General features: G+C 48.1%; 19 protein-coding genes. 6 read left to right on the top strand and 13 right to left on the bottom strand.

Going from position 1 to position 23,600, the window contains the following annotated elements; genetic code table 11:
- Window positions 1-4 precede the first annotated feature (4 nt).
- Window positions 5-343, bottom strand: a complete 339-nt coding sequence (locus tag J4G07_16090) for a nucleotide pyrophosphohydrolase (GenBank protein MCE2415511.1) — start codon at window positions 341-343, stop codon at window positions 5-7.
- 318 nt (window positions 344-661) lie between these two features.
- On the opposite strand from J4G07_16090, the gene J4G07_16085 reads away from it, so the two are divergent.
- The 5 genes from J4G07_16085 (at window position 662) to J4G07_16065 (ending at window position 4,544) form a co-directional block, all read left to right on the top strand.
- Window positions 662-1,402: a phytanoyl-CoA dioxygenase family protein gene (locus tag J4G07_16085; GenBank protein MCE2415510.1), complete on the top strand. Its 741-nt coding sequence runs from the start codon at window positions 662-664 to the stop codon at window positions 1,400-1,402.
- Window positions 1,399-2,403, top strand: a complete 1,005-nt coding sequence (locus J4G07_16080; protein MCE2415509.1) for a hypothetical protein — start codon at window positions 1,399-1,401, stop codon at window positions 2,401-2,403. The genes J4G07_16085 and J4G07_16080 overlap by 4 nt, the downstream gene beginning before the upstream one ends.
- A gap of 82 nt (window positions 2,404-2,485) precedes the next feature.
- Window positions 2,486-3,427, top strand: coding sequence for a methionine synthase (locus J4G07_16075; protein MCE2415508.1), 942 nt, complete (start codon window positions 2,486-2,488; stop codon window positions 3,425-3,427).
- 31 nt (window positions 3,428-3,458) lie between these two features.
- A complete protein-coding gene (locus J4G07_16070) occupies window positions 3,459-3,737 on the top strand; it encodes a hypothetical protein (protein MCE2415507.1) in 279 nt (92 codons plus the stop codon).
- Window positions 3,738-3,749: 12 nt separating this feature from the next.
- Entirely contained in the window at window positions 3,750-4,544 is a 795-nt protein-coding gene (locus J4G07_16065) for a sulfite exporter TauE/SafE family protein (GenBank protein MCE2415506.1), read from the top strand.
- On the opposite strand, the gene J4G07_16060 is transcribed toward J4G07_16065, so the two are convergent.
- From J4G07_16060 to J4G07_16040, 5 genes are all read right to left on the bottom strand, one after another.
- Window positions 4,541-5,164, bottom strand: coding sequence for a CDP-alcohol phosphatidyltransferase family protein (locus J4G07_16060; protein MCE2415505.1), 624 nt, complete (start codon window positions 5,162-5,164; stop codon window positions 4,541-4,543). The genes J4G07_16065 and J4G07_16060 overlap by 4 nt on opposite strands.
- A gap of 126 nt (window positions 5,165-5,290) precedes the next feature.
- Window positions 5,291-5,887 carry a hypothetical protein gene (locus J4G07_16055; GenBank protein MCE2415504.1) on the bottom strand — a complete coding sequence of 199 codons (597 nt, stop codon included), beginning with the start codon at window positions 5,885-5,887 and terminating at the stop codon, window positions 5,291-5,293.
- Window positions 5,888-5,979: 92 nt separating this feature from the next.
- Window positions 5,980-6,843 (bottom strand): LysM peptidoglycan-binding domain-containing protein, encoded by an 864-nt coding sequence (locus J4G07_16050; GenBank protein MCE2415503.1) that lies wholly within the window; start codon window positions 6,841-6,843, stop codon window positions 5,980-5,982.
- A 12-nt stretch (window positions 6,844-6,855) separates the two neighbouring features.
- Entirely contained in the window at window positions 6,856-7,728 is an 873-nt protein-coding gene (locus tag J4G07_16045; GenBank protein MCE2415502.1) for a hypothetical protein, read from the bottom strand.
- A gap of 200 nt (window positions 7,729-7,928) precedes the next feature.
- Window positions 7,929-13,514 carry a hypothetical protein gene (locus J4G07_16040; GenBank protein MCE2415501.1) on the bottom strand — a complete coding sequence of 1,862 codons (5,586 nt, stop codon included), beginning with the start codon at window positions 13,512-13,514 and terminating at the stop codon, window positions 7,929-7,931.
- Window positions 13,515-14,418: 904 nt separating this feature from the next.
- Between J4G07_16040 and J4G07_16035 the strand changes: the two genes are divergently transcribed.
- Complete coding sequence (locus J4G07_16035; protein MCE2415500.1) at window positions 14,419-15,159, top strand: phytanoyl-CoA dioxygenase family protein; 741 nt, start codon at window positions 14,419-14,421, stop codon at window positions 15,157-15,159.
- A 4-nt stretch (window positions 15,160-15,163) separates the two neighbouring features.
- Here J4G07_16035 and J4G07_16030 read toward each other — a convergent pair whose 3' ends face one another.
- The 7 genes from J4G07_16030 to J4G07_16000 all read right to left on the bottom strand — a co-directional run bounded on the left by J4G07_16030 (window position 15,164) and on the right by J4G07_16000 (window position 23,504).
- Complete coding sequence (locus J4G07_16030; GenBank protein ID MCE2415499.1) at window positions 15,164-16,183, bottom strand: hypothetical protein; 1,020 nt, start codon at window positions 16,181-16,183, stop codon at window positions 15,164-15,166.
- A gap of 9 nt (window positions 16,184-16,192) precedes the next feature.
- Window positions 16,193-17,611, bottom strand: a complete 1,419-nt coding sequence (hemG, locus tag J4G07_16025; protein MCE2415498.1) for a protoporphyrinogen oxidase — start codon at window positions 17,609-17,611, stop codon at window positions 16,193-16,195.
- 92 nt (window positions 17,612-17,703) lie between these two features.
- Window positions 17,704-18,654 carry a ferrochelatase gene (gene hemH / locus J4G07_16020; protein ID MCE2415497.1) on the bottom strand — a complete coding sequence of 317 codons (951 nt, stop codon included), beginning with the start codon at window positions 18,652-18,654 and terminating at the stop codon, window positions 17,704-17,706.
- Window positions 18,655-18,666: 12 nt separating this feature from the next.
- On the bottom strand, window positions 18,667-20,124 hold the full coding sequence (locus J4G07_16015) for an MBL fold metallo-hydrolase (protein MCE2415496.1): 1,458 nt from the start codon (window positions 20,122-20,124) through the stop codon (window positions 18,667-18,669).
- Between the two features lie 8 nt (window positions 20,125-20,132).
- Complete coding sequence (locus tag J4G07_16010; protein ID MCE2415495.1) at window positions 20,133-21,212, bottom strand: uroporphyrinogen decarboxylase; 1,080 nt, start codon at window positions 21,210-21,212, stop codon at window positions 20,133-20,135.
- 19 nt (window positions 21,213-21,231) lie between these two features.
- Entirely contained in the window at window positions 21,232-22,080 is an 849-nt protein-coding gene (locus J4G07_16005; protein MCE2415494.1) for a LamG domain-containing protein, read from the bottom strand.
- Between the two features lie 353 nt (window positions 22,081-22,433).
- Complete coding sequence (locus tag J4G07_16000) at window positions 22,434-23,504, bottom strand: alcohol dehydrogenase catalytic domain-containing protein (GenBank protein MCE2415493.1); 1,071 nt, start codon at window positions 23,502-23,504, stop codon at window positions 22,434-22,436.
- Window positions 23,505-23,600 lie beyond the last annotated feature (96 nt).

Raw genomic sequence — 23,600 nt, 5'->3', positions numbered from 1 at the left:
ATCCTCAGTTTTTCAGAAGTTTAGGGTTTTCGCTGTGACGTTCTTTATCTCGGCGTGTCTTTTTTTCGATTGACTTTTTGAATGCGTCCTCAAGTTTGATACCTGTTTGATTGGCGAGACAGATAAGTACGAAAAGGATATCAGCCATTTCTTCACCAAGGTCCAAGTCTTTCTCATTCTCCTTGAAACTCTGTTCCCCATATTGGCGTGCCATAATCCGTGCTAATTCGCCGACTTCTTCCATAAGAATAGTGGTATTGGTTAACTCCGAAAAATAGCGGACCCCAAAGGTGTGAACCCAGTCGTCCACAAGTTTTTGACAATTTTCAAGTGTATAGTCCATATCAGTTTTGGCTCCATTGGTGTTCTGTACTCACGACGGACGAGGCGCGCGATAACATGCCTTGAAGGCATAGTAGTGCTTTCAAAGTGATGACGCTTAAATTCAACTTTTAATATTTTAACAAGATTTATAACAGAAGTAAACCTTTTTTTCTCGAGGTGTGTTTAACCAAACAGAAAAATGAAATTCTTGATTTTTCCGAACGCTTGGTGTATACTTTAATAGCAGAATTTATTTAGGAGGCGACATCGGGACCATTTAGTTTGGTGAACCAAAGTTTGAACGTTAGTGTGCTAAATGGAACCAAGGAGAAATCGTATGGGACTTACAAGCAAAGAACAGCAGTTTTACGTGGATAACGGCTATTTCCTGAAAAAAGGGCTTGTCTCTCCAGAAGACATTGCGCGAATTCAGGAAGAGATTGAAGATATACATAACCGTATGGCAGAACAACCTGCTGATGGCATCGGGATTTCTTGGGAAGTCTACGATACGGAGGACCACCCACCACGTATCAAACAGTTGATGCACAGTGAATTGGTGAGTCCAACGCTGAACCGTCTGCTTCGTTCTGACGAAATTTTGGATATATTGGAAGTGATGATGGGTGAAAACATATCGCTCTATCATAGCAAATTACTTCCAAAAGCGGGTGGCGATGGCACGGCTATCCCGTGGCATCAGGACTATGCCTACTGGAAAAATGATGAAAACAAACCGGTTATGATTAATTGTCAACTGGCTATCAACGAGGCGAACCTTGAGAATGGGTGCATTCAGTTTGTACCCGGTAGCCATAATTGGGGTCTACAAGAGCATGAACGGAAACATCAGACGTTTGGCGTGTTTTTACCCGGACATTATCAAGAACGGGAAGACGCTGTAGCCGTCGAGATGGAACCGGGAGACGGGGTGTTTTTTAATGCGCTGATTATTCATGGATCTGCCCCCAACAATTCGACGAACGACCGGCTGATGAATACATTCGCTTACAATGTAACTGGAAACGGTGAGACCCAATGTCGGGAAGTCTTACGCGGAGAATCTTTCAGCCCATGAAAAAATTAACGGATGTCTGGAAAATCTTTTGGTTCTTGCTTATTGGTGTTGCGGTAGGTTGCGGTGGTGATGAAACCAGCAGCATAAACGTTGCACCGCACATTCTGGTGTTTGAAGCAGAATCAAATATAGTTCCGCCAGGGGCAGAGGTGCCTATTCGTCTGGAAGCTGGCGATATTGAAGGTCACTCCCTATCATATACGTGGACGGTTACGGGTGGTGAGTTAACGGAGAACGCCTCTGGTGCACTCTGGCGTGCGCCGGATATTGAACGGAAATACCAGATTGAAGTTACGGTAAGCGATGGAGAAAATGCTACAAGAAGTACACTTGATATCCAAGTGTGGCGGACCCGCCCTGGAAACTATTATCCGTTGGCTGTGGGGAACATTTGGCATTATCGCGACACAAGCGGTGCTGAGATTACCTTCGAAATAGTGGATACGATCCAGATTCAACGTGCAGGTGGGGAATCCATTGATAGTTTTGTTCTCCAGAAATCGAGTCAGACTGAAGGTTTAGAGAACGTTGTAAACTACTCTTACCTCGGAACCAGTCTTGATGAAAAGGGTGAGGTTTCAGCGATTGTACAGCACGCGCAGAATACCACATCCGGCACAGGAGATACGATTCTGTTTGTGCCGTATCTCCCGCTATATCAATTCCCACTTATCCCGGGCGAGAAGTGGGAGGTTAACTTTCAGGCACAATTAGTTCCCGAACTCTTTCCGATTGGCGGTGGACTCGACGAATTTGAGGTGATTTCAGAAGAGACCGTAACGGTGCCAGCAGGAACTTTTGAACACGTCTTTCAAGTTCAAGAATCCTTTCGATGGGGATTTGATATTGAAAACCAGAATGTTCCACTTGACATCACTGTCGTAAAAAAATGGGTTGCCCCTGACATCGGGATTATCAAATTTACACAATCACAGACTCGGGGTGATGTAACTGTCGACACAGTCTTTGAACTTGAGTCTTTTGAATTAGCCGAAAATTAAATCTGTGAAAAACACAACCAAAAAACCAGAAATTTTAACGACAACCGTGGGTTCTTATCCTGTACCAGCATGGCTCCTGTCAATGCCAACAGAGCAGACGCTGCTTGATGCGACGCGGGTTGTCGTAGACATCCAGCGGCAACGCGGTATTGACCTGCCGACAGATGGCGAACTCTACCGCTTTGACGCCAATCATCCAGATACCAATGGAATGATTGATTATTTTATCCGTCCGCTTTCTGGTGTGAGAGCGGAAGTGGGGCGGCAGGAATGGCATGAATTTCGGCAGATGCACACGATGTCGTTCCGTGCGAAACCGGCAGGAGTTGTTGAGAAAGCCTTGGGAGAAGGCACGTTAAACCTCGTTTCCGATTGCGAGCGCGCAGTGAGTGTATCTGGAAAGGACATCAAATTTACGGTAACGAGTCCTTACATGCTCGCACGGACGCTGTTGGACAAACATTACGGTGACTTTGATGCGCTGCTGACGGCTTTGGCAGAAGCACTGGCGACACAGGTACGTGAACTGGATTGTGCCTGCCTTCAAATTGACGAAGCGAATATACCGGGGAATCCACAAGATGGACCTCGCGCTGCCGAAGCGATTAATATTGTCCTTGATGCGTTTAGTGGAGAGAAAGCTGTGCACTTCTGCTTTGGCAACTATGGCGGTCAGGTAATCCAAAAAGGGAACTGGCGTGCTCTGGTGGATTTCTTGAATACGCTCCGGTGCGACCACTTGGTTTTGGAACTGAAACACCGCCCTGATGCAGACCTTGAGGCACTCAGGGAAGTCACCGCAAATATTGTTCTCGGTATTGGAGTGATCGATGTAAAAGTCAATCCTGTTGAAACACCTGATGATGTAGCAACCAGCATCGAAACAGCAGAAAAAATGCTGGGGGCAGGACGGATTGGTTGGGTGCATCCGGACTGTGGCTTTTGGATGCTCCAACGCTCTGTGGTGGATCGAAAAATAGAGGCACTTGTACAAGGCAGAGATAAATATTTAGGACTCGCCTAACGAAAATGGATGGAGAAACAAAAGGGCACAGATGTTTGAAGTTCAACTGCCGATGTTAAAAAAACTTCAGAACGTTGCTGGCGCTGCTGCGGGAATAGGGTTCATACTTGGCGCACTGATTCCTGCCGTGGCTATTTTTATTTTAGACTGGCAGTGTCCGTTTGGAGATGGAATTCTTCGGATCGGGGGGTTTTTGGTAATTGTCGGGTTTGGAAGTGCCATTGTTTTCGGTAATATTGTTGCTCTCGTTCTCATTGGCTTTGCGAAATATCGCCAGATGCTATCCAATTCATCACAAAAGCGGAAATAACGGAGGGCTATAGTGGAATTCAACCTTTTGCACATTGTCTTACTCTTTGGGACAGGTATTGCCGCGGGCTTCTTAAATACAGTTGCTGCCGGGGGGTCGTTGTTGGCACTACCAATGCTGATCTTCCTTACTTCCGATTCAGCATTAGCAAACGGTACGAACCGGATCGCTATTTTCTTCCAAAACGTCAGTGCGATTCTGGGCTTCCGGCGTAAGGGTGTCTCTGATTTTAAGTATGGTATCTTACTCGCTGTACCTGCGGTTATCGGTGCCGTAATAGGTGCTATAATCGCAACTGATATCAAGGATGCAGCATTCAACCTAATCCTTGCTGTTGTGATGATTACCATGCTGATTTTAACACTAATCAATCCAACAGCGCGGCTAAAGGACAGGATTGAGAGCAGAGACAAACGTTCCACAGTCATCGCAATGGCTGTATTCTTCTTTATCGGAATTTACGGGGGTTTCATCCAAGCGGGTGTAGGTTTACTTATCATAACGGCATTGCGCCTTTTAACGGGTATGGATTTGGTTCGGACGAACGCGATTAAAGTTTTAGTTATTTTCTTTTATACCGTGGTCGCACTCGGCATTTTTATCATGGAAAAACAGGTAGATTGGACTTTAGGTGTGACATTAGCGGTAGGAAACGCTACTGGTGCATGGATTGGCAGCCACTGGGCAGTTGAAAAAGGGGACAAATGGATTAAAGTGGTCCTTGTTGTGGCAGTCCTCGTTTTTTCGGTGAATCTGGCATTAAAGCCCTTTAACTTAGATATTATATCGGTGCTTGGACTTGGTTAGCGACTTAATTCTTGATACGAAAAGATGAGACGGTGGATAGCGGTAATGTGTGAGGTGATTGCGAGTATACCGAGTGTACAGAGTAGAATCATGCCTGTACTTTGGAGGATTGGAAGTTTGTGTAGGAGAGCTCCTTGGAGCAAAGTTCCGGCACCGAGTAAAATAATGCGTTCTGGTCGTTGCATAAGTCCTACCTTGCAGGTCACCTGAAGTCCCTCCGCCCTTGCCCTTACATAACTAACGAGTATTGAACCGAACCATGCGCTGAACGCGAGAATTATTCCGAGCAGACTTTCCAAACTGTAAAAGTAGATGAGAGCTCCAAGGAAAAGAAAACCTTCCGAGTAGCGATCAATGACGGAGTCCAAGAGTGCGCCCGATGCGCGAGGATTTCTCTGTGCGCGTGCCACTGCCCCGTCTATCATATCAAAACTCCCCCCAAACAGAATCAAAATCCCCCCGGTGACGAGACGCCCTGTTGCAAAATAAAAGGTCGCGATGAGGTTTACGACAAACCCGAAGAGTGTCACCATGTTCGCTGTAATACCGATTGCAACCATCTTATTCGCCACAACAGACAGGATCATTTCAAGACGAGGTTTGAATTTCGCTTCAAACATTTTTTAATTATTCCTTGCGGTTCGTTCAGGTAACTCTGGGATTGAAAGGTCCTTTCCGTAGACCCGCTTTCGACTTCGTTCCAAGCTGCGCACTCTTTTAACGCTTACAGAGAGGCGATCTGACAATTATATCCTGCTTTTCGCTGCAAGCCGTAAGGATTCTTGCCGATTTTTGATTAATTCTGAGGCAGGAATCGGTTCTATTTGACAGAGGAGTTCCAAAATTGCGGACTCAATATCCGTTGAGTGCTGTGCGATTTTCACTTTTTCGTGTTCGGAAAATTGTGCATCTGGCGGTGTCACGAGTACAATGCCGTCGTTCCATATAAGTTCCGGATACGCGTAAGTGCTGTCATAAGCTGCGTCGAAAACTGTGATGATAGGGTATGGCAATTTTAGGAGTTTCAATTCAGCGTTCTGAATTGCCTGTGCACAATCCAACGAGGTTCGACGTTGAACTGTAGCGATGTGCACAACGGGGAGATTCCACAAAACAATAGGCTTTTTGAGGCGATGCGCCAAAGTTGTTAGCCGTAGAAAACATCGCCACTCCGCGGGACTGTTCAGACTTTGTGCGTCCCCTTGTACAAGGATGACTTTGGTGTCCTGTATCCATGCAAGACCGGCGAATCTAAAGGCCCCCTTACTTCCGGCTCTGTTGCCGTAAAGTTTGATTGCCTGAGTGAAGGGTGGCTGAGGATATTTCGCAATATTCGATGACATATACCCAGGACCTTTGATGCATAACGAATTCTATAAAAAAGGCAGGGAGGTGCATGAAACACCCTCCCTGCCTAAAAGGTGATGGGTTTCGCTTATTCGCCGCTACGTCCACCCATAGCGTTGATAGCAAACAAGCCGACGCCTGCTGCCACAGTCGTCAGAAACACCAAAGCGCGCTTGGATGAGGAGAGTTCCTCGTGGACACCTTTGGCATCCTCAAGTATCATCTTGACTTCGTTGATTGCCTTCTGGTTGGCTTCAACGTTCGTCAATAGCATCTTCACGTTCTCTGTGATTGATTCAACGAGTTCGTGGGTTGCTTCCGCTTGCATTTTTTGTGCTTCAAGCATTTTAGCTGCTTCTTTAAGATGCATATCAAGGTGGGCAATCTGGTCAATGATAGCCGCTTTGTTCGCTGCCAGGGCTTCTTTGATACTAGAAGAGACTGCGTCACCAGATTGACTTACAGCAGCCATTAACTTTTCTTGTGATTTTAGGCTTGCCTCAAGAGCGTCAATTTGTGCCTTGAGTTCGTCCATACTCTTGTTGAGTCCGTTAATTTCTGCTTCAAGTTTATCCCGTGTTGCTTCGGATTCGGCTAATTCCGCCCGTAGTTGTTCCAACTCCGCCTGCTGTACGGCAAGTTCTTCTTCAGCTACATCAACGACCTCTTTCATCATAGCGACGGGAATACGTAAACTTTCACCGGGATAAATGAGGTGTGGGTTGGTGAAATCATTATACTTGCTCAGTTCGCGCCATCGGAGTGGATCCTTAAGATGCTCTTGGCAGAGATCCCAGAGGGTATCACCTTTTACGATGGTGATGAGCATAGTGTCGTCGTCCCCGTCGTGCGGTGTGATTTTCGCAGATGCGGATAACACGTAAACTCCACTGAGTGCTGCGCAAATGTACAGAATAAGTGCCAACTTCAGTGTGCCTCTTATCATTTTCATCAGTTATCTCCTTTAAAATCTATAAGAGAGGGACGCAAAGTGAGTCGATCCAACCCCGTTAATTTCGCTTGCCATGCCATCTTGAATGGCATAGTCAACCTGTAAACCACCGATGTTCACGCCAAATCCTCCGAAGAGGTTTTGTGTGTCGCGTGATGCTCGGATGCCCCCTCGGATGGCAAGAGCAGTGGACTTGTAAGTGACAATGGTATATTCAGTACCGAGCCTTAGGCTCACCGCGCTCTCGTCAAGATTGACCATCTCTTGCTCAAGATCGGCTGCAAATGTGACGACGTTACCGACATAGAGATTATAGGCTGCCCCGACGCTAATCACCATCGGCACAGTATCTTCACCAAGGGCTGCCCCCAAGTATTTCGCGGCGAGTCCGTAATGGAAAGTCGGGACCTTTTCTTCGCCGACATCTATGTGCAGCGCATGTCCCATGAGTCCGACATCTACACCGCCAAACCCACTCTGGCTTTCAACACCTTCTGCGCCAAAGTTATCCGCCAGCATACGACCTGTTAGACCGATACCGAAGTTTCCGAACCCAATGCCGTAGGAGAGGGAATAGGCGTTTGCACTATAGTCAAATGTGCCACCGTAGCGTTCATTGGCATCATATTGCTGGATACCACTGACACCTGCATTTGTAACAGCAAGCCCGATAGATCCGGCTGAACCGAGAGCTTTCGTCAATGCGATGAAGTTATGGCTCCTGTCGAGGTCGAGTTGCTGTGTTGAAAAATTGAGACTTAAATCCGCTGCGGAGCCGAGTCCTGCTGGGTTCCAAACGGTTGCGGTGGCATCATCAGCGATTGCTGTGAAGGCACCACCCATGCCTATCGAGCGTGCCCCGGCACCAAGCCGTAGGTGTGGCATGGCATCCACTCCGGCAAAGCTGACCGGTGACACCGCTAGGATAAGAAAGAAAAGGGGTATTAAACCACATAGCAATTTCGGGCCCTGTCTGGAAGCCCATTTAGCAATTTGCTTTGTCATTAACATTATATCCTCCAAAAGACTGTCCACATCGGGAACTGAACGGATGTCCAATTCCCGATATGCAGACTGCGGTATACTTAGCGCGTCAGTGCGAGTTTGAGAATGGCATATTCTGGCTCGAAACCGTCTGCGACTATAATTTCACAGAAGTAAACGCCTCGAGCTAAGTCTTCACCAGCGGTGGACGTTCCGTCCCAACCGATAGCACCTTTGCCAACGTACTCGCCTGCATCCCAGACCTCGTTATCCACAAGGACTCGAACCGGACGGAGCGTCATATCGTAAATGACAATGCTCACTGTGGATTGTCGAGTCAATGTGAAGGAAATACGAGTATTATCCTTGAACGGGTTGGGCGCGTTAATCGGACGCGATGCCAATACTGGGCCTTCCTCACTTTCAACAAAGAAGATAAACTCATGAACCGCCATGTTTGCTTCACGGGCACCGCTACTCTTATCAGAAACGTTACCCTCTTTATGCGCCATGTCAGATACTTCAAGTTTAACCGTATGTTGCCCGAAAGCGAGATCAACATCTGGTGTGTATAGCACCTGTGATGCGGATTTCTGATTCGGTTTGAGGTTAATCAGTCGGTCATCGAGAACAAAGCGGATAGAATCAGCATCTACACCAGATTCAGCATCGGCATAGGTTATCGAAATCTGCGGACGGCGCTCAGTCAGGCGTGCCTCATTTTGTGGGGACGACATCGTGATAACCGGAGCGGCAGTATCAAAGTCGATTGTGAAACCACCCTTTGCTGTGGCAGAGTTGCCGATTGTATCGGTTGCGCGGACTTCAATCGTGTAAGTTCCCTCATCAAGAGGTTCTTCAGGAATGAAATCCAAGCGTGTGATACCTTCGACATCGTCTTCGCCATCATCTTCGGTGTCACCTTCCACCTCTTCACCATTGCTATCCATCAGGACGATATCCATTTCGTCAACGCCTGATTCATCGTTGGCACTCGCGGAGATCACCGGGAGTCCAGCACGGATAGTTCCAGTTGGCGTAATCGAGGTGATTGTAGGTGCGACGTTATCGACGACGAGTGTGAAGGTCCATGAATGTTCTCTTTTTCCACCTTCGCTGATAGCAACGACCTTGACGGTATGCGTTCCTGCTGTGAAGCTATCGGCAACCTGAAGTCGTCCGTCAGCGATCTGTGCGGGTGCGATGGAGCGAAGCGGTTTGTCGTTTATACCGAACTTCACACTTATAACCTTGGATTCCGCATCGTTAACAACCGCTGAGATCGTTACCCAACTTTCACCATGGATGGTTCCCGATGGAGCCGCCTCAGTGATGACAGGTGCTGTAGTGTCTGCCGGAGTCCCTTCGATAGCGAACTCACGGGTAGCCTCACCGACGTTTCCGAGGACATCGGCAACTCGCACGGTCACTCGATACGCGCCGCCACCGAGTTTCTCAGTGCGGGTATAAACCAACGTGCCGTTATCCGTTTCAATGGCATCCTGATCGACAGCGACATCAACGTCGCCTGCTTCAGGGTGGATACGTGCTATACCGACTGTTGGACCAACAGCCAGTTCCGTGGTTGCCCACGCTAAGACTTCCTTGCCAGTGCTGTCAGTACCACTCCCGTCACCATCATTATAGGTTGCGTGAACGGTTGGCAAACTTGCTACCGTATGGTCTTCCGAAGGTGTTTGAATTTCGACCATCGGACCGGTGTTATCGAGATTGATTTCTTTCAAGGGGAAACCCACCGAACCGTTCCGTTTGGTAACGACAGCATTCGGTGTATACATTCCGTCGGATAACCCTGAAACATCTACCTTGAGTGAGAAGGTATTTTCCGGATTTTCCTCACTTTCGGTTGGTATTTCACTGCCATCAACAGAACCGCTGAGTTCTTCAGCATCTAACGAACCGTTATCGACATCAAAGCCTACAGTCAGCGAACTCCGAAGCGGAATCGGTTCCTGTGGCGTTCTTGGGACATCTACACCGTCAACGGCTGTAACTACCAGCCTCGTGACATCAGCGACTCGGAAGTTTAGCACATGCACCGTGGTTTGCGGCGATTCATCGGTTTGGACATTACCGAATTCGTCAACTGCGAGAGCGTGGAGCATGTGAGGTCCATTTTCAAGCACCCCGACATCGGTTGTAATGTCCAACATTCCGGCTTCACCATCAATCATGGTTTCGTTGCCATCGGCATCGACTTGAACTATCTTAACCGAGGCATACGTGCTCGGATCGGCAGTCGGTTCAACGGTATACGTTGCTATCGGTGTCGGAACTGTTTCATCAACGATTCCACCGACTGTGTAGTTACCATCTGCGTCTGCTTCAATGGCACCAGCAACATCTGCCACAGCGACGATGTTTGTTGGCCCGAGTGGGGCGACATCGTCAACGTTATCAACCGATAGATACGTCTTCGCACCTGAGCGTCCTGGGACTTCCTCAGCACCACTGGTTACTGCGATCGGATTTACCAAGTACTGATTGTCATCCTTGGAGGCATCACGTGCTGCGTCACTCTCTACTGTGATGGTATCATCCAGAGCCGTTGTATCCACCTCAACTGACCATTTCAGGTAGGTTGGGTAGGAAATTGGTTTCCCTGATAGCTCATCGGCGGCTGTCGCTTCAGCTGCAACCGCAACGAGATCCGTAATAAAGTCGGTATTCTGCTGTAACGCCGCTATTTCTTCTTCGGTAGCGAGAACGCCTGTATCAGCTGTCCCAACGACTTCATCGTTGATTGTCAAATTGAGGGAAGCAATCTCTGGATATGTCCGTTGTGGCGTATATCCATTGATAACGACTGTGCCTTGTGGTCCGCCACTATCTGCGTTCGTTTCGGTAATGGACTCAGTATCGAGAACGACTGCCAAAACTTCAATATCCACTGGATGTACACCGGCATCCAAATTTATTGAGAACGGCTCGGACATGTGTGTAAGTTGAAGCGCATTGGTTGCCACAGCACGCACCATGACAGAATTACCTGCACTTACTAATGCGTCAAAATCGATAACATCCCAGCTCACTTCAAACATTGACACGTCTTCGCCTTCAGCGAACATACGCGCTTCACCGATCGGCTGCCAATCACCGTTTGCGTCCATGTATTCCGCCCAGATAGATGCGGGATGCGCTGTGCGCTCGACAGCGAGAGTTAGCATCACGCCATCTGTGGTGTTGGAGTAGATGGTTCCGCTTTCGTAGGGTTCATCAGCATCGCCATCACCGTTTCGGTCGCCGATACTGGCGGCTGTAACGCTCGCTTTGTCGGCTTCTGGCATAACGACTCTGAGCCGTGTCGGTTCAGCATAGGAGCCGACGTTGAAGAGCGTATCAATCCCCATTGCCCGAACGCCGTATTCACCAATCATCAGAGGCATATGTGCACCCTGGATGGGCATCATCACGGTGTGCGGTGCGTCAAAGGTAACCGGCACAAGGTGATCAACGATGTCTATCGTGGCACCTAAGGCTTGGTGTATTGCTTCAGCTTGGGCATCCGTTAGCGTGAAGTTCTTTAGCCCTAAACTCTTGAAAACCGAATTCGCAGACATTTGGATAGTCCCTGGCGAGACCAATGCCAATATTGCCTCAGGACTGGTAGTCATGGCGAGGTTCAGTATTGACTCAGCGTCAAGTCCACCGACGAGCTGCGGGAAGTTCTGCTTCAAGAAAGAAACAATCTGGTCTCCATTTCGCGTAAGGACGGAGGTCCAAATCCTGGAAGTCAACATGGTAGATTCAACTGTCAACGGCATCCATGCGCTTGTCGGCATGCCATGAGAATCGAGTTGAACCTCTTGGTAGAACAGGTATCCTTCGCCTGGACCGACACCTTGACCTGCGTAAGCGGGTTTCGGTGTGCCTGCAACATTGAGGACTGCGGCACCAGCGTTAGGAGCAGTAGCAACGTAGATACCTTCGCTGTTCTGGTAAACTGCGGTATTTGCATCACCGGGCATAATCGCGATGTCTGCCTCGGGTGCGCTGGTATCAACGGTAAAGGTTTCTTGAATCTGATCCACCGGATTTCCATCGGCATCGTGTACCAGAGCTTCTAAGTAATAGTTACCATCGGCAATGCCATCAATGTTTGCAACCCAGATTGACTCGGTTTCGAGATCGATGCGTGGCACAGTGAAGACAGAAGCCAACATTGGATCAAATGAAGACTCGAATTTGGTTGTCAGTGCGTTCGCGTTACGAAGCAGCAGATTCTCAAGTTTGCGTTGTTGCCTTGGTGTAATGATACCAAGAACATCAGTTAGGGTAACCTGTTGACGGTTTAGAAACTTGGAAATTATAGGAGCGGCTTGGGGTGACACCAAAATGCCGACAATTTCTGCCCGTATATCAGGGGTGAATAATGCGTTAACAATACCACGATCCGCTAACTGAAGGTTACGCGGGTCAGGCATTGCCCAACTCTCAATCGTGTATTCTCTTGTAGCACTTAGCACCTCTGCGAGTGTTATGGTTGTCGGATCCATAGCCGCGAGAGCTTCACGATCCAACGTCGTGAACGACACCGGTTCAACGAGCGTCACTTCAAAGTAGTAGTAGGTGCTGACTCCGAGTGGAATTCCTATTTCTGTTTCCCAAACGACACCGTCTTTCCCAACCGCCGACTGCATATCAACAGCTATATAGTCTCCTGTCAAACCAGTCTGTGAATAACGGAGAACAACACCAGAGAACAACTGGGTGTCTAAACTGGGCCATGCGGGTAGGTTTGTCGCGGCAAGTGTTTCTTCCAGCCGGAAGGTATAAGGAATGGTATCTGCTTGGAATTCATCTGACGTGACCTGTAAGCCTTCGATGGTTCTACCATCTGAAAGGGTATACTTAACACCACCGACACTTGCTGATGGAACACGCGTATAAAGCCGCAAGCTATCACTGGCAAGGTATTTACCGCCTTGCTCTAAGTAGGCATAATCGGTGAAGTTCGGCGTTATCGCATTTCCGAAGTTCTCAGGATCCAACTGGTTTGCTTCATTCGCGAAAGCAATGGCTTGATGTTTCGACGTTAGAATCTGCCGAATCTGCTTTTTGGGGAGATAGCCTTTTGGCACCAATGACAGAATTGAATCCACGAGGGTTTCCGCTTCAACAGGTATTCCTAATGCAGCAATTATCCCGTCCACAAACTGTTTTCCAGAAGTTGTATTTAGAGAGAGACCACCGAGACGCGATTGTCCGAAAAGTGGTTGATTCTCAGGCATTATCGGAGCGAATGGATCTGCTGATGGGGCTTCCATAGCTGGCGGAATATCCACAGGTGGTGTTGTATCCACAGGTGGTTCCACGACGGGTGGTGTTGTGTCCACGGGTGGTTCCACGACAGGTGGTGTTGTATCCACAGGTGGTTCCACGACGGGTGGCGTTGTGTCCACAGGTGGTTCCACGGGTGCGCCAACATTCAACAACCCTGCGAGTTCATCAATCGCTGCTGGATCTTGAAGCAATTCCTGCACGATTGGATCGTTGAGCATTGCCTGGAGTTCGGCATCTTCTTTCAGAAGGGTTACGAATGCCGGATCTATATCTGGAGCAAATTGTGGTAGGAGATCCGGATTATCAACGACAAGGGTAATAGTCTGGGGGTTCAAGAGGGCTTGAATGTTTGGTGCTTTCAGCCCCTCCAGAACAGCTGGCAAGACTGCTACGATATCCTCACGTTGAAGCGTCTCGCTGTATTTTGCAGCTACCTGTTCCGCGAGAGAAACTTCTTGCCCGAAAACAGTGTTCTGTAAAAATCAAAAAACAAACGAGTGTTCGTTTTTTCATTAACTCATCCTCCTCGTTAAGTCTGCGCGCTCGCAAGACTCAGTACTGAGTTTCTTAGATGGGCAAGCGAGAATACAACTAAAGACGACTGGGGTAGATGTCCGCCCATCCAATCAACATCCTACCAACGAGCGTTATAATTTCCCGATACCGATGTAGCCATGAGATAGCGTTCGTATCACATAAGGCACAGGTCAAAAACGAATGAGAAGCGGGCATCTGACTTTAGTGATTTGACCCTGCGGGAATTTTTTTTATTATTTTAACATAAAGTGGCAAAATTAAGCAAACATTTAATCGTTAAATGTCAGAGAGATTATGTTACACGGGTAAACCGGTAAACAAATCGTCCTGCAGTTACGTCAATGTACCCAAGCCTAAAGGCATTGGGACTTGTTTAAAAGCCTGTTTGCCTTAGCTTCGTTAATGTTTCTCGTTTCATAGAGGTTGGTAACCCAACGCTCTCCACGAAGGGCGCAAGCCGCCCCAAAAAGATACGAGTGCTATTTTGGGAATGTGCAGTTACGCACTTTCTGTTTCCCGATACACTCCGATTGTCCTCCACCAGCGTTGTCTGTTTCTTTTCCGTATATCATCGATTAAATTGCAGCCCGCCTATATAATAATACCACAACTCTCAAAATATGTCAAATCAAAATTTCAAATTTTCCTGCAGATTTCTGGCTATTTTCGTAGAAATCGACAATCTGTTTGACATATTACCAAAAAACGCTTAAACTGTCAAGAAAAATAACACCGGAGAAAAAAATGGCTATCTTGAGTGAATCTGAAAAGAACCAATTGGACCAGCACGGTTTCTTGCTACTGGAAAGTCTTATACCTATAGATACAACAACGGCACTTCGTGAACACGCTTTGGCACTATCTGTAGCAGAGCAAAAAGCCGGCAAAGGTCACTCATATCTTGCAAACGGCAGTGCTCAACGGGTCTGGAATCTCGTTGACAAAGGCGAGATATTTGAAGAGACTATTCAACATCCAAAAATGCTCGCCGCGATGGAGTATTTACTCGGCACTGATTGCACACTGAGTTCTTTTACTGTAAATGTGCTTTATCCGGGTGCACCTGATGCGGGTCTCCATATCGATTATCCGTTATCGGGGCTTCCGACGCCACGTCCAAACTTTCCCATGGTTGCCAACAGCGTCTGGTTTTTAGATGACTGGACGCTTGAAAATGGGGCAACCAGTTGTGTGCCGAGGAGCCATCGACGGCTTGAAGCGTTACCTGAACCCGGTGTGGAATATGACGATGCGCTGCAGATTTGTGGACCCCGCGGCTCTGTCTTAATCGTCAACGGGGCAATATGGCACGGATCATCAGAAAATAGAACGAATGAACCACGGGTTGGGTTACTCGGTTTTTTCTGTCGTTCTATCCTGAAGCCGCAGCAAGCACACCTTGAATTGGTATCAGATGAAGTTGTATCACGTGCAACACCGACTTTAAAACGGTTGCTGGGTTTCGATTCGTTGCCGAATATGAACGCTTAGCCCCTCAATGAACAATGTGATTTTTTTCCGCCATCACTATCCACTCGGATTTAGGTGTTTTTGGTGTCAATTGATACATCAATCGGACTGTGATTGTGTCCCCAGTCGTACTGGATAAAGTATCAAAACTGTAAGTTCTCTCCTCATTTGGGAGAAGACGGTTTTGCTCCTTATCCGAAATCGAGATTTGCTCTCTTTGTCGTTCAATACCTTCTGGAGAGAGAAGTTTCGCTTCAAGAATGATGGTGCGCAATGTGCCACCCGGCAAGATGTGACCGGTTTTGCTCTGTAGTTTTACACCTATTTTTCCAGGTGTGATTTCAAGTCGAAGCGTTGCAGCGCGTCTGAGTTGCGCGACACTCCGACTGCCGCGCCACGTATGCTTTCTGCCTTTGATGCTTTCATAACTGGTTGTGCTTTGGAGTCGGTTGACAACAGGCATGTGGCATGTCGCACAACTCTTATCCCCCTCGGCGAATTTGGAATTTAGAAAACTGGAGACCTGGTCGTGCTCAGGAACCGTCGGCTGACCATGACAGGTGCTACAGAGCGTTGTTGGTGCGGTATAGATGGGGTTGGTTACATTCGCGTGGAAGTAAGTTTCTGCACTTGCTTGTGGACCGTGCATCGCGCCTTCAGCATCAAGATGGCAAACGAGGCATGAAACACCTGTGTCTCGTTGCGTGTTTCTAAGTTTCGGCATTTCTCCAATGCCTGTGATGAGGATCGGTTGAGGGGCATGGCACCCGTCACATTTCATTTCTCTATCCTCAATTTGATTTGCAACCTCCTGATAGATCTCGTCAACCCATGCCTTAGCGTGCATCGAATTTTCCCATTCTCTCCAGATTGCAGGATGGCAACTTTTACACTTTCCTTCCTGAAATCCCTGATAGGCTTCTTCGACGCGATTTGTAGCATCCTCAGCACGAAGGGCGAGGCTCCCGATTAATATTACCAACACACATCCGAACAGTCCCAAACGGACAGCAGCTATGCGTTGACGCGCTATCACAAAGTCCATCAGGTTTCCTTATAGTGTGTCCAAGAGCGCAAGTGCTGCCGCCTCTCCGCTCTGAATACAGTCTGGGATGCCGACCCCATGGTAACCATTTCCTGCGAGTGCTAATCCCCGCAGTGTGCCCGTGAACTGCTCTATACTACTGACAACATCTTGATGTCCCACCTGATACTGCGCCATCGCTTGTGAATGCTTACCCACCATAGCAAATTGTGGGGCGTTTTTGAGCCCAAGAAGTGGTGTTAAATTTGCCTGACATAATTCAATGAGTTCGGTTTCAGTTTTTTTGGACGTGGGTTCGCCAAAAAAGGCGCGCAACAAGACATGATCGGTTGGGGCGCGGTTCTCAAATTTAACGCTACTGAAAGAACATCCGATGAGAGATAGGTTTTCCGTAGCAGGGACAACAAATCCCATACCATCTAATGGGTGTGTGATATCTTTACGGCGGAATGCTAAATTGACTGTTGCCGAGGAGGCGTAGGGGATTGCGTTGAGTTTTGAGGTAAGTGGGCTTGATAGGTCGCCGATGAGTGCTGCTGTATGTGGTGCTGGAAGGGCAATGCAGAGAAGTTCGGCGTTTAGCGTTTCTCGGTTAGCAAGTGAAACACACCACCTGTTTCCATCGCTCGTTTGTTGAACACGTTCTACTTTCGCATTTAATCTGATACTACTGGATACTGCTTGAGTAAGCGTATCGATCAGTGTCTGCATTCCAGATTTAAAGGAAAGAAAAAGGCTGTAGCGAGGCCCGCTTGTATCTTGACTGGTTTGGGCGGCTTGCTTCTTCTGCGCACGAAGTGCCTTGATAATGCTGCCGTGCGCTTTTTCCATTTCCAAGAACCTGGGGAACGTTGCCTGTAGGCTTAAATTTTCGGCATCTGAGGTATAAATACCGCCTATCATAGGTTGTGCTACGCGTGTGAAAGCTTCAGTGCCGAGGCGACGCCTGACGAAGTGTGCTACTGCTTCGTCCGTATCCCTTCCTCTGCGAGGAATAACGAGGTCCAGTGCCATCCGCAGTTTGCCTCGCCAACTGAAGAGAGGTGTTTTTAAAAACGGCATGAACGAACCTGGTGCCATCATATAAAAACCTTCAGGGACAGGATGCAACGTCCCGTTCCGGATCACAAAACTCCGACGCACCTTTGGGTTGGTCCCAATGAATTGATCTGCAATACCAAGTTCTTCACACAATGCCTTTGCCGCCGGTTTGGTCGAAATAAAAGCATCGGGACCGTGTTCTATGAGAAACCCATCACGGTGTTCAGTTTGGATGACACCCCCGACGTGTTTACTCGCTTCAAGGAGTGTAATGTCCAGCGGAATACCGCGCGCAACAGCCTCGCGCTGCAAACGGTAGCAGGCGGCTAAACCTGTGATACCGCCGCCGATGACAATGGCATGTTTCCTACCCGAGTTTTCTGACATAATCTATGGCAAGGTAGGCACAAGACCTACCCTACAGACATCAGCTCGGCGCGGTTAGAAACCGCACCTACCAACGAAGTGTGAGTTCTAATTTATTTTTCTTTCGCGGATTTTTCACACACAAAATCTGCTAACATGTTGATGAATTTGGGATGGTCGCCGACCGTGCCTGCCCGAATGAAATCAATGCCACACGCTTCTGCGGTTTCTGCCGCCTCTATGTCCAAATCATAGAGCACTTCAACATGGTCGCAGAGGAAGCCAATCGGTGAAGCGACAACAGTATCGACCCCTTCTTCCTTTCGGGCTTTAAGCCAATCATTGATATCCGGCTGTGTCCATGGAATCGGGCTATTTTCCACTTCGCTCTGGTATGCTAAAGCGAACTGCGTCTTTCCGATTTGTTTAGCGACCGCCTCGCCAGTTTTTCCAAATTGTTGTGTATACGGTGAAGTATCCGCCGCTACTTGAGGGATTGCGTGTGCTGTGAAAACAAGTTCAGCGCGTGCTAACTTGTCGCCACATGCGGTTTCGATGATTTCGGCGATGGCACCAACGTAACCTGTGTGTGTGTACCACGGATCGAGATAATCAACAGTCGGTTTCTCACCATCAACTGCGTCTATTCCTTTTTTTACGGTTTGCTGGTACCACTCCCAACTGACTTTGGATTGGTGGGGTGCCATAATAATGCCGAGTATTTTGCGGTGTCCTTTTTGTGCCATTTCCGCGATGACCTCTTTTAAATACGGATTCCAATGTCTAAATCCAGCGTAGACAGGCAACGGCAGATCGCGGGCTTGCAGTGCGATTTTTAACGCGTCGGCTTGTTTGAAAGTTAACTCGTTGAACGGCGAAAAGCCGCCCAATCTTACGTAGTGAGCTGAGATGTCTTTTACACGTTCTTTTTGAGATTCAGCCTCCCCGGCAATTCCTTCGACAAAACAGTAGGCTTCACCGGGACATGCATCACTATTGTATTTTTGACAGCAGCCGGGTGTTGGTCCACCGAATGCAACGAGTAAGACGCTATCATATTTCATTTTTATTTTCTCCTATGCCATATTCGCTAACTGTGCCGGCATGTACCTTGCGTCGGCAGCGATCGCCTTGGCGAAAGCTTCACGTGCGAGTGTCTCGTCTCCATTTGTGCGATGTGCGAGTCCGATACAGAAGTATGCTTGTGCGATTTGTGTCCCCTGAATCCCGATGACGAGTGCTTTATAGATGGATTCGAGTCCTGTTTTTGTTTCGTCGCCGTTGCGATAGGCAGAAAGAATGTGGTTGTACCCGCGCAAGAGATGTGCTGGCGCGTGATCAGGGTCCAATTCAAGTGCAATATTGAATGCTTTTTTAGCCTCAGCGAAGAAGTCTCCCTTCTCAAGGACACTTGACACGGTGCGGGAGGCTTGTGTGAGTAAATTTGCGTATTCCGTCCATGCGTCGGGTAGATTCGGATATTTTTCGGTTGCGGTTTTTAAGATGGCAATCGCTAAGCCAAAGTCATTACCTTCCGCGACCTCTTCGGCGGTTTCTCGGTAAGCCTGAAAGTCTTCAAGTGCGTTTGTTTTTTCGTACAGTTTTTCGGTATCCGCAGCCGGAATAGCTGAAGGTTTCAGATGTTGCCAACCCGGTTCTGGATCGTCGATTAACCCGCGATATACCCTCAAAATCGCATAACGGGGTGTTCCCCATACCTCAGCAATAGAGCGAATCCAGTCGGGTAAGTTGGCTTCCATTTCGGCGAGCAGCGTGTTCAAGGATATGCCTTGTTCAACACGTTTTCGGACTTCTGTTAGGAAATAGGACTCAATCTTAAGCAAGAGGTCAATTTCGGCATCACGTGCTAAGGGTCCGTGCCCCGGTAGGATAGATTTAGGTTCATAAGTCCGGAGTTCCTTAATTGTGTTGATCCAATCGTGGTTCGCCATGAGTCCTTCATTCATAACAGGCTGCCCAAAGATGGGGAAACTCCCTGTCATAACGGTATCGCCAGAGACGATACAATTTTCTGCCGGAACCCGGATAGCAGTGGCGTCATCCGTTTCTGCCTTTCCTAAATGAACGAGGTGTAGCGGTTGATTCCCCAAATCAAGTTCGGTTTCGTGTGTGAATGTCTGTTGTGGTAGAAAGGGTGGATCGCCGAGTGTGAAGCCGCGGGAACGCAGGAATGCTTCCTGCCGCGGGGACCTGTTGACCATAAAATCTTTGGTCATCTCGCGAGCGACAACGGTTGCCCCAGCTTCATGGAAAATAGTGTTTCCATTGGTATGATCCCAGTGATAGTGGGTGTTAATTGCATACAGTATTGGTTTATCGGTAATGGCACGGATTGCATTACGCAACCGCCGTGCCATCATCTGGTTCACTTGTGTATCAATTACTGCGACCCCTTTATCCCCAATGATAATTGAAGAATTTACAATATTACGAAAGAGATATACTCGTTCTGTCACTTTAACAAGCTGTCCGTATTGTCGTGGGGCAAAGGGGTTTTCGAGGATGTTTCTCATCAATTTTCCTAAAGTGTTTTTGCGATGTGGACGAAATGTTTAACATTTTCAAAAGGCGTATCTCTGTGCAGACCGTGGCTCAGATTCAAAATATGTCCAGTCTTTCCGCCCTGTCTTAGACAGGTTTCAACAGCTTCCGTGATGTCGGCAGGCGTGCCATCGCGAAGAATGTCGTTATCAACGTTTCCTTGAAAGGCAACAGCACCGTTTGTGTTTGCTTTGGCTTCGCTAAGATCCACACACTTTCCAATGCTTAGGACATTTGCCCCACTCCGATGCATTAAATCTACGTAGCTACACTCTTTTGCGAATAGGATTCCTGGTGCCTCTGGATTGAGTTCGGCGAAGATTTGCTGATGATACGGAAAAGCGAACTCTTCATATATTTGCCGGGGTAAGACATCGGCGATAGACTCGAAAAGCTGAACTATTTGAACTCCTTCGCTAATTTGGTAGTTCAAATAGTTAATAGTCATATCGGTCAATTTGTTTAGCAGACGATGTAAGAGTTCAGGTGCTTCTTCCATCATTTGGAAGACTGGCGCTGCCTTTTCAGATACGCCTGAACCCCGTTTGATCGGGCTTTCCCCTGCGATAAGGAAAAAGGCAAGCGTCAAAGGCGCCCCGGCGAAACCGATGAGAGGTAGTTCCTCGTTCAAGGTTTCGCGGAGTTTACGAATGACTTCTCCTGTGAACGCCAATTGTGTAGGGGGTTCATCAACGGGTCGAAGCGCGTCTATCTGTGCTTGCGTGCGGATCGGCGGGTTTAAAATGGGTCCTGGATCGAATCGGAAATGCGCCCCCATGGGGGCGAGGGGCGTAAGAATGTCTTTGTAGACAATGATGGCATCGACACCGATACGTTTGGGCAGAAGCGATATTTTGACCGCTGATTCAACCTCTGTTTGGGACATCGGTGCGGGACAGGTCCGAAAGAGTCGTTCCAACGGGAGATTAAGCTCACGTCGAATCTGTCGGTAGACAGGGTCTGATCTGCCTGCTTGCCGCATCATCCACACTGGAACGCGTTCTACCGGTAGACATCTCGAGGCGCGAAGAAGTAAGTCATTTTTTGATTGTCGTTTCATACGGGTCGGAATTACCTCTTTAGCGCGTTTTCAGATCGCCCCACATCGTCGCCAATTTACCTGTAGGTTCTACTGGAGCAACACCAAGAACTTTGCCTACTCCTTCTTCCATGAGCGTTTTGATATCTGCCTCGCTTAAAGCATCGCTGAACATCGCGACATCGTCGATGATGCCTTTGAAGTATCCACCGTCACATCCGTGACCTGCCGGGCAGAGTCCGCTACCAATGAGTAAGCCTTTTTCAGGTGCACCGACCTTATTCGGTCCCTTCGTCTTGAATGTACCATCAATATAAAGTTCGTATTCAGTGCCGTTGTAAATACCGGCGACAAAATACCATTCGTCTGGTTTATTCACCGGTGTATTCGCGGCAGCACAACCCGCTTGGCAGCTTTTGAACTCAAAGTTGCCGCCGTTCCAGAATTCAAACCACCAATTCGCACCCCCACCGTCACCCGGATCACCGTTTGCGATGACGAGGGTGGCAGATCCCTTTCCTGCTGGATTGTTGCCGCCAACAGCCGTCGGGTGCATCCAGAAAGTAACTGTGAATACTTCCGGATTGAACAGAAGTGATGGAGCGATTTCAACGTAATCATCTTTTCCGTCGAATATAACGGCTTGCCCGAATTGTCCGTCTTCCCATTTCGTGCCCTCTTTGAGCTCGCCATCGTTGTCGTTTCCAGACAAATCTTCGGCAATTTTTCCATTACCTTCATCGAAGAGCCAGATTCCAACAACTGTTTCTGGGTCAATTTTGGCGTTACTGGCTGTGGCACAGTATAGCGTGAGGAATACGAACCCGAAACCTATAAGCATCCAGCACTGCTTGGATCTATCAACAAGGCATCTTATGAGAGAAGTCATTGTGAAAGGCCCCCTTTCTGATGTCGTTCAAGAAACCGTCTGAGTTTGGCAAAACTTTTTACGTTTTTCATAATTCTGCCGCTTTCTCGTTCTTCGAGATAGAGAAAAAAGCCCATAAAATAGAGACTCGTTAAAAACAGCAGAAATCCTATGGAACACTGTGCGATTGCCCAGTAGTTTTGTTTAAAACTTAGGTAAGGGGTGACAGATCCGGTGTCGGTCTTTGCGTCGACTGAGTCCTGCTGAGACCATTCCACCGTAACAAAACCACCCCATCCAGTTATCCCAAGAGATAAGAAAGCGATTGAAAGGACAAAAAGGATGAAAAATGGGATGCCCATATTCTTTACAGGTTAAGGAGAAACTTTTATCAAGCCCTTCGTACAACCGTCTTCACGATTGCGTACCTTTGTTATCCCTTCAACAAGTGATTCGAGCGGGAATTCGTGGCTGATAATTTTGTCCATATTGACATCGCCACTCGAAATGAGTTGTACTGCTTCTTCCCACGTATCAGGTGCCAGCCAAGAAAACCTGATGGTTTTATCCATAAGAATCGTATCGAGGATGGGAACCTGCATTACATCTGTATCGCCAGGAAGCCCGAAGATAACGACAGTTGCGTGTCTGCCTGTAACTTCTAAGGCGGTATGGATGGCGTCGAGTGAGCTGGTTGCCGTAATTGCACGATCTGCCAATTCGCCATCGTTGAGTTCCTGAATCGTAGCACCTAAGTCTTCCACATAGTGCGGAGAGTTGATATCACTGACGTTGACGACTAAATCAGCACCAAGTTCCTTACCGCAGTCCAAGCGATAATCACGGGTTCCGACAAGTAGGACGTTCTTCAAGCCACGGCTTTTCAGGACTTGCACCATCATCAAGCCGATGGGACCGGGTCCGAAGACGACTGCGGTTTGACCTTCTTCGGCGTTGAGATTGTTGACAGCATAGAGTCCACATGCGAGTGGTTCTGTGAGTGCACCTTGGTCATAGGTCACGTTGTCGGGTAACTTGACTGTCCAACGATAGTCTGAGACTGCGTACTCCGCGAAGCCACCATCAACCCCTACACCTAAGACGCGTTTTTCGGGACATAAGTTGGACAATCCTTTCTGACTCCAGAAGGAATCTGGATTTGATTGAACAGGATTGACGACAACCCGGTCGCCTACTTTGAATCCACCCGTTTTTCCTGCTTCGCTGCCAACCTCAACGACTTCACCCGTAAATTCGTGTCCAAGGATAAGGGGTCCTTTCCCGTCGCCGGTTTCAAGCGAGCTATTGCCGAAATAATATGCTACGTCCGAACCACAGATGCCTACCGAACGGACCTGGACAAGCAAGTCGTTGTCTCCGGCTGCTGGCACGGGCCGATCTTCAAGGCTCATTGATTCGGGTTCATAGAAAATTTGGGATTGCATTATACGCCTCCTTAAGTTTGTACTAAAGTTTGGACAATATTTCAGAATTCAAGCTGCCTTTTCAAAAGGCAGGGTCATATCTTGTTGAGAATCGGT

This window comes from Candidatus Poribacteria bacterium (assembly GCA_021295715.1).
Classification (GTDB): Bacteria; Poribacteria; WGA-4E; order WGA-4E; family WGA-3G; genus WGA-3G.
The sequence above is the reverse complement of the archived record's forward strand: the minus strand, read 5'-3'. Positions and strand labels throughout refer to the sequence as shown.